This is a genomic window from Acinetobacter sp. Colony158, from assembly GCF_019264745.1.
Classification (GTDB): Bacteria; Pseudomonadota; Gammaproteobacteria; order Pseudomonadales; family Moraxellaceae; genus Acinetobacter; species Acinetobacter ursingii.
In genome coordinates, this window is the sequence record NZ_CP078523.1 from 1,736,022 (window position 1) to 1,748,498 (window position 12,477).

The 12,477-nt window shown below is 40.0% G+C and carries 13 protein-coding genes and 3 tRNA genes; 10 read left to right on the forward strand and 6 right to left on the reverse strand.

Annotated features, from left to right (window positions below; translation table 11 throughout):
- Window positions 1-42: 42 nt before the first annotated feature.
- From JR005_RS07085 to JR005_RS07105, 5 genes are all read left to right on the forward strand, one after another.
- Window positions 43-119, forward strand: a tRNA-Arg gene (locus tag JR005_RS07085).
- A gap of 53 nt (window positions 120-172) precedes the next feature.
- Window positions 173-249, forward strand: a tRNA-Arg gene (locus JR005_RS07090).
- A 74-nt stretch (window positions 250-323) separates the two neighbouring features.
- Window positions 324-662, forward strand: coding sequence for a hypothetical protein (locus JR005_RS07095; protein ID WP_218665765.1), 339 nt, complete (start codon window positions 324-326; stop codon window positions 660-662).
- Window positions 663-1,072: 410 nt separating this feature from the next.
- Window positions 1,073-2,332: a GAF domain-containing sensor histidine kinase gene (locus JR005_RS07100; RefSeq protein WP_218665766.1), complete on the forward strand. Its 1,260-nt coding sequence runs from the start codon at window positions 1,073-1,075 to the stop codon at window positions 2,330-2,332.
- Between the two features lie 116 nt (window positions 2,333-2,448).
- Window positions 2,449-2,525 (forward strand) — tRNA-Arg (locus JR005_RS07105).
- Between the two features lie 81 nt (window positions 2,526-2,606).
- Here the strand turns inward: JR005_RS07105 and JR005_RS07110 are convergent.
- Window positions 2,607-3,911, reverse strand: coding sequence for an SRPBCC family protein (locus JR005_RS07110; RefSeq protein WP_218665767.1), 1,305 nt, complete (start codon window positions 3,909-3,911; stop codon window positions 2,607-2,609).
- A gap of 200 nt (window positions 3,912-4,111) precedes the next feature.
- Here JR005_RS07110 and JR005_RS07115 point away from each other — a divergent pair, with 200 nt between their 5' ends.
- Both JR005_RS07115 and JR005_RS07120 read left to right on the forward strand, forming a co-directional pair.
- Window positions 4,112-4,609, forward strand: a complete 498-nt coding sequence (locus JR005_RS07115) for a YcxB family protein (protein ID WP_218665768.1) — start codon at window positions 4,112-4,114, stop codon at window positions 4,607-4,609.
- Window positions 4,610-4,641: 32 nt separating this feature from the next.
- Window positions 4,642-5,283, forward strand: coding sequence for a fumarylacetoacetate hydrolase family protein (locus JR005_RS07120; RefSeq protein ID WP_218665769.1), 642 nt, complete (start codon window positions 4,642-4,644; stop codon window positions 5,281-5,283).
- Between the two features lie 49 nt (window positions 5,284-5,332).
- Here JR005_RS07120 and JR005_RS07125 read toward each other — a convergent pair whose 3' ends face one another.
- Together JR005_RS07125 and JR005_RS07130 are read right to left on the reverse strand one after the other, a co-directional pair.
- On the reverse strand, window positions 5,333-5,713 hold the full coding sequence (locus tag JR005_RS07125) for a VOC family protein (protein WP_218665770.1): 381 nt from the start codon (window positions 5,711-5,713) through the stop codon (window positions 5,333-5,335).
- 24 nt (window positions 5,714-5,737) lie between these two features.
- Window positions 5,738-7,012 carry an MFS transporter gene (locus JR005_RS07130; RefSeq protein WP_218665771.1) on the reverse strand — a complete coding sequence of 425 codons (1,275 nt, stop codon included), beginning with the start codon at window positions 7,010-7,012 and terminating at the stop codon, window positions 5,738-5,740.
- A 133-nt stretch (window positions 7,013-7,145) separates the two neighbouring features.
- Here JR005_RS07130 and JR005_RS07135 point away from each other — a divergent pair, with 133 nt between their 5' ends.
- On the forward strand, window positions 7,146-8,039 hold the full coding sequence (locus JR005_RS07135; protein ID WP_151788512.1) for a LysR family transcriptional regulator: 894 nt from the start codon (window positions 7,146-7,148) through the stop codon (window positions 8,037-8,039).
- A 6-nt stretch (window positions 8,040-8,045) separates the two neighbouring features.
- Here JR005_RS07135 and JR005_RS07140 read toward each other — a convergent pair whose 3' ends face one another.
- On the reverse strand, window positions 8,046-8,849 hold the full coding sequence (locus JR005_RS07140; protein ID WP_151839056.1) for an AraC family transcriptional regulator: 804 nt from the start codon (window positions 8,847-8,849) through the stop codon (window positions 8,046-8,048).
- A gap of 116 nt (window positions 8,850-8,965) precedes the next feature.
- Between JR005_RS07140 and JR005_RS07145 the strand changes: the two genes are divergently transcribed.
- On the forward strand, window positions 8,966-9,886 hold the full coding sequence (locus JR005_RS07145; protein WP_151839055.1) for a DMT family transporter: 921 nt from the start codon (window positions 8,966-8,968) through the stop codon (window positions 9,884-9,886).
- Window positions 9,887-9,928: 42 nt separating this feature from the next.
- Here the strand turns inward: JR005_RS07145 and JR005_RS07150 are convergent, their stop codons facing one another.
- Entirely contained in the window at window positions 9,929-11,173 is a 1,245-nt protein-coding gene (locus JR005_RS07150) for a YhjD/YihY/BrkB family envelope integrity protein (RefSeq protein WP_004985425.1), read from the reverse strand.
- A gap of 109 nt (window positions 11,174-11,282) precedes the next feature.
- Between JR005_RS07150 and wrbA the strand changes: the two genes are divergently transcribed.
- A complete protein-coding gene (gene wrbA / locus JR005_RS07155) occupies window positions 11,283-11,873 on the forward strand; it encodes an NAD(P)H:quinone oxidoreductase (protein ID WP_151839054.1) in 591 nt (196 codons plus the stop codon).
- 178 nt (window positions 11,874-12,051) lie between these two features.
- On the opposite strand, the gene JR005_RS07160 is transcribed toward wrbA, so the two are convergent.
- Window positions 12,052-12,426 carry a hypothetical protein gene (locus JR005_RS07160; protein WP_044436583.1) on the reverse strand — a complete coding sequence of 125 codons (375 nt, stop codon included), beginning with the start codon at window positions 12,424-12,426 and terminating at the stop codon, window positions 12,052-12,054.
- Window positions 12,427-12,477: the final 51 nt, after the last annotated feature.

Genomic DNA, 12,477 nt, shown 5'->3' on the forward strand with positions numbered 1-12,477 from the left:
AGGGTTCGAATCCCTCTCTCACCGCCAACGAATACTTACGATGCGCTCATAGCTCAGCTGGATAGAGCACTTGGCTACGAACTAAGGGGTCGGGAGTTCGAATCTCTCTGAGCGCACCAATTTAACAAGTATTCGAAATTAACGAAGCCTTTATTATAGGCACACAAGTAATGCGCTCATAGCTCAGCTGGATAGAGCACTTGGCTACGAACTAAGGGGTCGGGAGTTCGAATCTCTCTGAGCGCACCAACTTGAACAATCAACCGCTTAATTGCGGTTTTTTTGTTTTATAATATCGATAAAATTGATCTGTTATTTATTTCATGTCATTGATTAAACCTATCTTAATCGTCTTGTCCATTTCCGTTCTGAGTTTGATTGCGTATAAAATTTGGCAGCCTTCGCCAGCCCAATATGAAGATTATCGCGCATTATTCTGCTTGGTGATTCAAAAAGATGATTTAACAGAAAAAGATCAGATTTTCACTGAAATGGAAAAAGTGCAAAAACATTCTTATCCAGATTATGCATTGCATAAGCCAACTTTTAAAGCACGGTTTGCGCATCAGGTCTTTTCTCAGTTTCAGGATTTAAAATTAGCTGAGCAACAACAAGCTCGAAAATCTTTGAAGGATTGTGAGAATTTACTTGCTCAGAAATGATTTGGTCTTGTCGCAACAAGATGAAATAGTTAAAACCAGATATCAAGCTATGAATGCATGAAATACGGGATGGTTATCAATTTGCAAATGTGAAAGATCCAGAAGGACACTCTGTTTCTATTTCTGGTCGTTTATATCAAGCATCGTAAAAGCGCATCATAACGCGTTAAAAAGATAAAAACTTACACGCTTAACTTCAATGCATTAAATATAGAATTGTTCAAACGTAGATATATTTATACGGAAAAAGGATACACCATTTATCTTAATTACGCATTTCATACATAGGATAGCTGTATAAATCGTTGTATTATCAATAATAATACATAATTATAGGTGGGTTGTTACAAACTATAGTAGTTGTTTTAAGCTTTTTTTAAAACCGAACTAGATCATAACTGAGACTTAAAATGATTGAAGCAAAACTGCCTGAAAATGAATTGGGACGGATGCATGCCTTAAATGAGTATCAGATTTTGGATACCATGGCTGAACAATGTCTAGATGATCTTGTTTTGTTGGCGTCAAAAATTTGTGAGGCACCAGTTTCTATTATTAGTTTGATCGATGAAAGCCGCAGTTGGTTTAAATCCTCTTATGGCGTACCGCGTGGAGAAGTTGAGCGAAAATACAGTATTTGTAGCCATGCGATTTTGCAGCAGGACATCTTTATTATAGAAGATACTTTGCTTGATGAAAGATTCCATGATAATCCAACAGTAAAAAGTGATCTCGGGATTCGTTTTTATGCAGGCGCGCCATTAAAAACCTATGATGGTTTTAATCTGGGTACTTTGTGTGTTCTTGATTCTAAACCACGTCAATTAACTTCTGATCAGTGTCAGGCGCTTGCTGTTTTAGCAGCACAAGTCGTCCAACAGTTTGAGCTGCGTAAATCCAATTTTGAGATACAGCAAAAAAATAAAGAATTAGAATACTTAAATGCAAGTAAAGATAAGTTTTTTTCCATTATTGCTCATGACTTACGCGCACCATTTCATGGCATCTTAGGCTTCTCTGATGTATTAGAGACAGAGATCGAAACACTGGATGAACAGGGCATACGTGATATTGCAGGTTATTTGCGCAGTACAGCTCAAGCGACATTTAAGCTTCTTGAAAATTTATTGCAGTGGGCGATGTCGGAAGGTGGCGCAATTGTTTATAACCCGCAATCTGTCAATATGGCAGAACTGATGTCAGATGTTTGTGAAATTCTTCAGGCAGTTGCACAGAAAAAAAGTATTCAGATCGAATGTAATATCGAAAAGGATTTATATTGTTTTGTCGATTTAAACATGATGCTTTCGGTATTTCAGAATCTTATTTCCAATGCCCTCAAATTTACACCGAATGGTGGTCAAATTTATATATCCGCCTTAACCCAAAATGGACAAGTCAAAATTACCGTCCGTGATACAGGTGTTGGTATGTCAGATGAATCTTTTCAAAACTTTAACCAGAGAAAGCAGATTCGCAGTGAAAAAGGTACGGATGGCGAAAAAGGATCAGGTTTAGGACTTTTGCTGTGTTTACAGTTCATTGAAAAAAATCGTGGAAATGTACAAGTGACAACACAAAAGGGCGAAGGAACCGTATTTACGATTTGTTTGCCTATCGATCAAACTCATCTTCCAAGCATAAATCATGAACTCAGAATGATAGGATAATCTTTAATCAGTATAAATTTTAAAACAATGCCTAATAACTAAACGTTTGGTGACAGTTTTGTGAAAAAAGACTTATCAATGTAGAAAAAATGCGTATAATGCGCTCCATCAAGTACGCGCTCATAGCTCAGCTGGATAGAGCACTTGGCTACGAACTAAGGGGTCGGGAGTTCGAATCTCTCTGAGCGCACCAACTTGAACTCAATATGAGTTAAATTAAACCACTTTTTAAGTGGTTTTTTTGTGCTTATCATAAATGGTATTTTTTACAAAATTATTTCATTTTCTCTTTAATTTTTAGACTAAAGACAGCATTGCCACCGGCTGCGGGCAACATATCGTGATAAGGCAAACTACGCATTGCGCGTAATAAAAACGGCGCTTTTTCATCAATTTTGGCGGCACTGGTCATTTTAAGTAGTGTGCCATTATTCTGTGGCAGTAATTGCATCCCTCCTTTAACAAAGCGTAAATCACCACCAATGGCATTATATTGTGATTGATTGGAGTCGATATGGTTAAAACGCATTTTAAAATCAAATGGAATATTAATAACCCCTAATCCTACCGAAACCCGAAAATTAGCGTCCTGTAATTGGGGGGCGGGAGAACTCAATTCCACTTTTTTGATTTGTCTAGGAAATAAACTTTGAAAAGACACAGGATTGAGCCAGTTTTGCAGTTGCTGTGGTGCTTTTGCGTAATACTGATATGTTGTGGTGAAGCGCATTGTTTCACGTCCTTGAGGATAAGGTATCGAGGACGCAGGTTGAATAAAAGACACTGGATATCCCGTACTTCGGCTTATTTCACTTATTTTTCTAATTTGATTGCTCGTAAGTTGTAACGGCGGTAATTGATTCGCATCAAGTGCCGTGGTCTGAGTTTTTGTCCATTTACGTTGTAAAGACTCAAGTATAAAAGCATTACTGCCAATCGGGATACCGAGTTTTGCATCAGGCACAGCAGACAAAATCTTGCGAAGTAAAAAACCATTAATCTGATTCAGGTCACCCCATTGCGTCAAGGTAATCAGCGTTTTTTGTGGGCCTAAACTAAACCATTCAAATTTTCCTAAGCCATAGGGTACAGGTGCATCGGTAATCAAACTGGCAATACTGTTATTCCCTATTTGATGTTGCATGGAAATATCTTCGTTAAAATTAAGCACTGGAATTGGGGTTGGAATTTGAATTTTATATTTTACCCGCGTGGTATTACCGCTTTTTTCTTCAATTTTCGCAGATTTTAAAGTGGGGAACAGACCCACATAATGATTGTAATCGGTTAATACTTTAGCAACCTCCTGTGTGCTGACAGGCACAATAATGGCTGCACTGACAAACTGGACGGTCGGTTGCGGGTTTTTCTTTTGGGTAGGTACATTGGTTTTGGTATAAGGTTGTGCATAAATTAAAATATTGTTTTGAGCCAAATCCGCCAGTTGTTGGGGGTTCTGTTGAAATAATGCCAGACTACTCGGAATGTTTTCATTCCACGTGACAAATTGGGCAGAACTAATACTGCTATAACTCAGAAGACTAAAAAAAATGCCGCATCCATAGGCAAAGCGTTGCATAGCATCCTCGAAACTTATCGTTGTTTTGATTGAGTCTTAAGTGTTTAAAACGTTTTAGCTTCAAAAAAAAGCCATTTTATGTAAATACTGATCAATGTCAGGGGGGTTAAATTCTTAATCAAATGTGATCAAGCGCTAAATAAAATAGTCGAACTGGTGTAGTATTTTGAGGGTAATTCATCGCTTATGTTGAACATTTTATGTCAGAACTGAAACCCGCTATTTCATTGCGTTATCAACTCAATTTAGAAGAATCTCAAGACGGCTTCGCACTTGCGACGTTTGGAAAAAAACAATTGACTCGCTTTATTACGCCCGTGATTAGTATTGCGATTATCATTTGGGGTTTTTATCTCGGATTTTCTGGTGTTGGACGTTATTACGTGGCACTCGGTGCATTTTTTCTGGTGATGCAAATTTTGATGCGTTACTGGTTTTTACCGATGATGTTTAAACGTCAGTTTGTCAAATATCAGTTTGGTAAAAGTGAACAGGGCATCGACTTGTATCAGGATCGTATGGAGCTTTATGCGAATGGTCGTAAGCAACAATTCGCGTATAGTGAAGTGGTCAATTTTGCCAAAGGTAAATTGACCTATATGATTGAACTGAAAAATCGTACCGTGGTGATTGTGCCAAAACGTGCCTTTAGCGACAGTACACAACACATTCAGTTTGAAAACACCTTTAAAAAATAATCGACACGTAACGCCATGTAAAGGGAAGTCTTATGAATGCACGACCATCAAAAATTATTTGTGTGGGTAGAAGTTATGCCGAGCATGCCAAAGAACTCGGTAATGCCATTCCCGATCGTCCAGTGTTATTTATTAAGCCACCAAGTAGCTTGATTGGTTTGCAGGATGGAATTGAATGGAATCCAGTGAATGGAAGTTGTCATTTTGAATGTGAATTGACCTTGCGAATCGATCAGCCGCTCAAGAATGAAACTGATCCAGCAAAAGCCTTAGCCGCGATTGGTGCGGTCACGATTGGTCTGGATTTGACGTTGCGGGATTTACAAACTGAGCTAAAAAATAAAGGTCAGCCGTGGGAGCGAGCTAAAGCTTTTGATGGTGCGTGCGTATTGGCCGATTGGGTCGATGTCAGTGAAATCGAAGACTGGAAACATGTAACCTATCGTTTTTATATTAATGATGCAGTTCGCCAACAGGGTGATACAGCCTATTTACTATTGAGTATTGGCGAATATCTGTGCGATATGAGTCAGGCATTCACGATAGAAGCAGGGGATGTCGTCATGACTGGAACACCCGCAGGCGTAGGGCCGCTGGAACGTGGTGATCAGCTCAAAATGGTGCTCAATGGTAAAACGCAACAATTTGTTTGGGAAACCTTTGTTAAAGCCTAATTTTGCTGTGATGAAGAAAGCCTGCAATATTCAGCAGGCTTTTTATTACTTACAGATAATTTGAAATCTCAATCAGGTTGTGATCTGGGTCGCGAATATAGACCGATAAAATAGCACCCATTGCACCTGTACGCTGGATTGGACCTTGTTCAATATTAATATGCAGCTGTTCTAGCTGTTGAATGATGTGTTCTATCGGTGTTTCGCTGATAAAGCAAAGATCGGCAGAACCTTGGGTTGGGAAAGCGGCTTTCGGTTCAAATTCATGCCCTGCTTGGTGTAGATTGATTTTTTGAGAACCAAACTTAAGCGCTTTACGATTTTCCCCAAACTCAATCACTTCAAAATTTAATACGTGTTGATAAAAGTTACAGGTCGCTTCAATCTCTGCAACCGTCAGCACTAAATGATCAAGATGAGAAATTCGCATAATCTGATCTCCATTTTTTTCAAATCATTGATTTGATGATACTTGCAAAGGTTTTGGCGCGGTCATCACGATAAAAATGGCCACAGCAACCAGTGCCAGTGTCAGAGATACAACAGCATGCCAACCGCCGTATTGCCAGAACCATCCTCCTACAGAACCAATGATGCTTGAACCCAAATAATAAAATAACAAATACAGTGCAGTTGCATGCCCTTTGGCCTGTTTTGCTTCAAGTCCCACATTGCTGCTGGCAATGGCATGTGCAATAAAATACCCCGTGGTAATGGCTGCAATTCCAATAATAATCGCAAATAAACCAGCGTTCAGGGTGAGCAGAATTCCCGCTAACATAAAACCAAATCCCATCAACATTGCCATTTTTCTGCCAAATTTGTCTACCAGAGAACCTGCAAGCGATGAGGAAATCATCCCTAAACTATAAGACAAAAAGATGAGACTGATCTGGGTTTGACTGAGTTGATAAGGTGTAGCAGCCAAGCGAAAAGTGACATAGTTAAATAAGGTGACAAAAATACTGGTAATGAGAAAACCGATCGCATAAATACGAACCAGTCGAGGATTTTTTAAATGATTTTTCCAAGCAGATAAATGAAACTGAAGCTGTATCCCTTTTTGTGCAATAAAATTTTGAGATTTAGGCAGTAACCATAAAAATCCTAAAGCGCAGATCAGGCAGATTCCACCTAATACCCCCAACGCAACACGCCATGAGAAATATTGTGTCAGTAAACCCATTCCAACACGACCCATCATGCCGCCAAACGCAGTTCCTGCAATATATAGCCCCATGGTTTTACCCAAATGAGCGGGATGAATTTCCTCGGCAATCCATGCCATTGCAACGGCGGGAACGCCTCCGATCACAAAACCTTGTACCGCACGGGCAATGAGTAAAATATGCCAATTGGGTGCAAAGCCACACAAAATATTCAGTAGTGCGGCTAAACCCATCGAAACGAACATCAGCCCTTTGCGACCTAAAGCCTGAGAAAAAGCACTGGACAGTAAAATGGAAACTGCCAGTAATCCAGTGGTCAGTGACAAGGCAAGCGCACTGGTACCAGGGCTAATATGAAATGTATGGGTAAATTCAGGTAACAATGGTTGTACGCAGTAAATCATGGAAAAACTTGCAAAACCGAGTAAAAACAGTGCAAGTCCTGCCTTCAGGTAAGCAGATGTGCCACGGCTAATCCAATGTTCAGTATTGGCCTTATGAATAATTTGAGGTGAATCAATACCGCGTTCAGACTCGCTTACTGTTGAAGGAATCGTCATGAAATAAACCAAAGTTTTTTAAAAAGAAGAGAGTGTGTTGGCAGTGCTTGCCTAGCTGCCAACAAGGTGAGAATAGCAATCTGAGTATTATTTGTCTAATATATATAAATATCAATCACTATATGTTTTATATATGGAACTGCGTCATATTCGTTATTTTTTGGTGGTTGCAGAAGAAAAAAGTTTTACTCGTGCAGCGCAGCGTTTGGGGATTAGTCAGCCGCCCTTAAGCATGCAAATCAAAAATCTGGAAGATGAGATTGGAACAGAGTTATTTTATCGTTCGTCGCATGGTGCAGAATTGACCGCAGCAGGGCAGGTTTTTTTGAATGCGGTACAGCCGATTCAACAGCGAGTGGATGATGCTGTGAGTTTGGCTCAACAAATGGCGAACGGTGAACTAGGGCAATTACGTCTGGGTTTCACTGGAACTGCCATGCTTAATCCAGTCTTACCTCATAGTATTCGTTTGTTTCAGCAGCAATACCCTAAAGTCCAACTTCGTTTAGAAGAAGGAAATTCTTTGGTTTTAATTGATCGATTACTGAATGATCAACTTGATATTGCTTTAATTCGTCCACCCCACCATGTGCCTATAGATATTCATATTCAGACTTTAATGTACGAGCCGCTAGTGGTAGTGATGCCTTTAGAACATGTGATGGATCAGCAACAGGACATCCAGCTTAAATTGTTAAAAGATGAAAATTTTATTATGGCTGCACACTCAGTCAGTGCAGGTTTGCATGATGCTGTACTGGATGCATGCCGTAGTCATGGACTTGAACCCAAAATTGGACAAAGTGCCCCACAAATTGTATCGATTGTTTCACTGGTGGCCGCAAACTTGGGGGTGTCATTAGTGCCAGCCTCCGCCATGCAATTAGGCATTAAAGGCGTACAGTATTTACAAGTGGCTGAACCTAAACCCGTAGTGGGTTTCTCTCTTGCTTATCGACGAAATACGCATGCCCAAGCTGCAATTAATTTTTCTAGCCTTATTCAGTCTTTACTGAAAAATGATTGAATGCATTTACCCTGCCGAAAATGTTTTTCTAAATTGATCAGGAGTAAGGCCCATCCAGCGTTTAAATAGATTAATAAAAGCTGTCGCACTGGCATAACCTAAATCTAATGCAATACTTTCTACCGTATGACCTTGTTCAAGTAAGGGGAGTGCCTGCATAACTCGTAAGCGCTGTCTCCATTCATGTAATGACATGCCAAGTTCACTTTGACTATAGCGTGCCAACGTTCGCTCACTGGTATTAACCAGTTGTGCCAATTCTGCCAACGAACGATGATCAGACGGATTTTGTTTTAAATGGTCAAGTAAAGGCTGTAACAATGGATGTGACGTGGTTGGTAGATAACTTCCTACAATTTGAGCACGTTGAAGTTGATCTAATAACACATACAATAACCGTAAATGTTCATCTGGGCTTGTCTGTGCCACTTCATTATTTTTAAGATGTTCCATAATCGCAGGAACCAGTGCAGAACTAAGAAGAATTCCTGCATGTTTTGGCATGTGCTGACATAAAGATTCATAAATATACACCGTACAATGTGTCACTTTTGTCCGATTTAGTCCGCTATGTTTTAAATGCGGTGGTAGCCACAAACCATAAGGCGGCGGGGTTAAATAATGAATTGAATCGACATTTACCTCCAAAACACCATGATATGCGTAAATAAACTCTCCCCATGCGTGTTCATGTTGCGGATAAATGGTTTCGGCAGGCGCCTCTCTCACCTGATACCAGAGTGGTGCGGGAATATCATTACAGGCTGGGATTTCCAAAAAATTTTTGATGAGATGCGCTGTTTTTTTCATAGCGGTATTTGAGTTGAGTTGCCTGTATTGGGTGATAAGTTGTCTGATTTGAACTATATCATTTAAATAGGTCAGGGCTATAGTCCATTTTCATTGATTGAATAAAGGAATAGACGGTGGATGATCGGAAGGCGTTAGATGCACGTGCATCTGGTCTCATGGTCGTGCTCTGCATGATATGGGGCTTACAGCAAGTCATTTTAAAAATGGCTGCTCCCGATATTTCACCCATCATGCAAATCGCATTACGTTCAGGGCTAGCCGCAGTTTTAGTCTTACCACTTTTGTATAGAGAAAAAAATATCCAACTTTTGGCACCCGTTTATTTGCGCTCAGGGCTATTGGTGGCTTTTTTCTTTGCGCTTGAGTTCTTTTTACTCGCTGAAGCCATTCGGCATACCTATGCTTCGCATACCGTAGTATTACTTTATACAGCCCCCATTTTTGTTGCATTGGGTTTGCACTGGAAACTTCCCGCTGAACGTTTAAGCATTTTACAATGGTCAGGAATTGGCATTGCTTTTTTGGGAGTCATCCTTACTTTCATTCGACCACAGACCGTGCAGGGGATTGATACACAGTCGATTTTGTGGGGCGACGGTTTAGCACTTATGGCTGCAATCGCATGGGCTGCAACGACCATTTCGATACGTCTGACGTCACTTTCCCAAGCACCTGCTACCCAAACCATGTTTTATCAAATGTTGGGTGGTTTCATTGTATTGATGATTGTGGCATGGATTACAGGGCAAACTGAGATTTACTTTACTCCATTGGCAGTGGGGAGTCTGATTTTTCATACATTTGTCGTTTCTTTTGCGAGTTTTCTGGCGTGGTTCTGGCTATTAAGAACGTATTTGGCGTCACGTTTAGGAGTGTTTTCATTTCTTACCCCGATTTTTGGGATGGGATTTGGTGTTTACCTGCTCAATGAAAAACTGGAACTAAATTTCTTGATTGGAACGGCTTTGGTGTTGCTGGGTGTGATTGTGGTCAGTCTGCCAGGTTGGATACAATCGAAGAGGCTTAAAATCTAAATATGAAGATACCGTTTTAAATCAAACGATATCTTCAAATTATTATTTCTCTTCAAAAATAGTTGAAAGTGGAATAGCCAGTTTGGCAGCCAGATAATCATCCGATTCAATCAATGCAGGACCAAGTTTCTGCATCCATTCATCATCAGGATGAATATTTCCAACATCCTGACGACGCGGTAATGAAAAAGGTAAAGCGGTATAAAATGACCAGAAATCGACTTGTGATAAATTTCTGACTAAAACATATTCATCTTTATCGGTACGTTTGATCAAGTTCTGCTTTTCTAGCATTTCCACATAGCCTGGCCAGCGTCCAATTTCACCACGTCCCATAATATCCAGTGCTTCAAGGTCCGTCACACTCTCGCCTAATTTTTGTTTTTTATAAAAAAGTTCAAGTACATCCAATAGCATGAGCACAGGGTGTCGAGTCTGAATTTTTTGTGAATGAAAGGCGGTCAGTGCATAACTGACTTCAACGCCAAGAAGCACAATATTCCATGAAAGAAAAATCCACAATAAGAAGATGGGGATCGCAGCAAAAGCACCATACACCAGTTCATAACTGGTAAAATTAGACATCGCAAAACTAAAAATGTTTTTGAGTAATTCAAAGAGTGTGGCACTAAAACAAGCCGCAATGATGGCCGAATAAATGGGAATCGTCCGATTTGGAATCGTCCAATATAAAAAGAAAAATCCAATAATCGTCAATCCAAAAGAAATTAGCCATAGCACAAATGCACCATTGAGTTCATAACCTGCAAAATTATTACTCAGAATATTCATGGATGCGACAGCAGAAGAAATGACGAAGGCACTTCCTAATAAAATAGGCCCAAGTGAAATAATGGTCCAATAACGCATAAAACCGACGATGCCACCACGAGTTTCACGCACCCGCCAAATACGGTTAAATGCGGTTTCAATGGTACTAAGCATCATCACGGTCGTAACAAACAGAAATAACACCCCGATGACAGTCAAATTACTGGATTTCTCGGTAAATGAATTTAAGATTCGATCAAAGGCAATGGTACTTTTGGGCAAAAAATTACTATAAATCAGTTGCTGTAACTGTTGTCTAGCAGGTTCTAAGGCTTTAATCGATGAGATAATCACTAAGAAAACCGTCAACATTGGGACCACTGCAAATAACGTGGTGTAAGTCAGCGCCCCTGCATGTTCACGACAACGATCTGCTTCAAAACGACGCAGTACAAACAGGATAAACTGAAACCATGTTTTATCGTAAAAAGGTAACTTTTTTAAAAAATTCAGCATAAAAATAAAGTCTCATTTTTTTGATCTTTTTAGGTTTTCCACGTAAAGCTTAACCAAAAAAGACCATAAATATCGTATAGTTTTGTTTTTAATACCTCATTTTAAAATTATGCAGTCTTATATTCTTGTCCTTTATTACAGTAAGTATGGTTCAACCAAACAGATGGCACATCTCATTGCCAATGGCATAGAAGCCGTAGGTATGCCAGCAAAAATTCGAACCGTACCACAACTGGCTACGGTCGTTACAGAGGCACAGCCAAGTGTGCCGGCAGAAGGCGATCTCTATTGTACTTTAGATGATTTGGCACATTGTTCAGGTCTGGCACTGGGTTCACCCACTCGTTTTGGCAATATGGCCAGTGAAATGAAGTATTTTTGGGATCAAACCACCAGCCTTTGGCTAAATGGAGCATTACATGGCAAGCCTGCGTGTGTATTTACTGCATCGGGTTCTATGCATGGTGGTCAGGAAAGTACTCTGTTGACCATGCTTCCGCCTTTATTTCATCACGGTATGTTAATTTTGGGTTTGCCCAATTCGATTGCGGCACTGTCTAATACGAAAACAGGTGGCACCCCTTATGGCGCAAGTCATGTCAGTGGCCCAAGACATGATCAGGAACTAAGTCAGGATGAAAAAATATTGTGTGAAGCAATGGGCAAGCGTTTGGCTGAGGTTGCGCTAAAATTATCTTGAAATCCAGATTATAGTGATGTGTTAAATCATATTCCAATCGCGATGTATCGATTTTTAAAATGAGCCATTTCAAATGGACAAACTTTAAATCGACAAATGGCTAGATTTCTTTCAAAACGGTTGGACTGTTCTTTTTTTTCTGCGCAACAGAGAAATAAAAAGCACTTCCGAAAGAAATCTACTGCTTAAAACGATAACCACATTTTAGGCATTTATAATCTTGAAAAATATTTTTATCGATCATTACGCCCGCTTTTTTCCCAAAACGATTGCCTAAAAACCCACCCGTAATTCCAACGCTAATCGCACCGACAAAGGTTCCGACTGTTCCTCCTACAATCACCCCTAAAGGACCTGCGACGGTGCCAATAGCCGCACCAATCGATGCACCAGAGGCCGCACCACCTACTGTTCCAGCAGCTGCGCCTGCTGAGGTTAAAAGTACACCACCAGCTTTTTGTAAAACTTGTTCATGATTGCGTTGTTCAAGATCGGTCGAACCACATTTAGGGCAGACTACTTTTGTTTCCGTTTCTTTTGGCGTTTTACCCATGTAATTCAATTTCCTATTTTTCTTCAAATCATTCTAGCCGAATCATAGCCC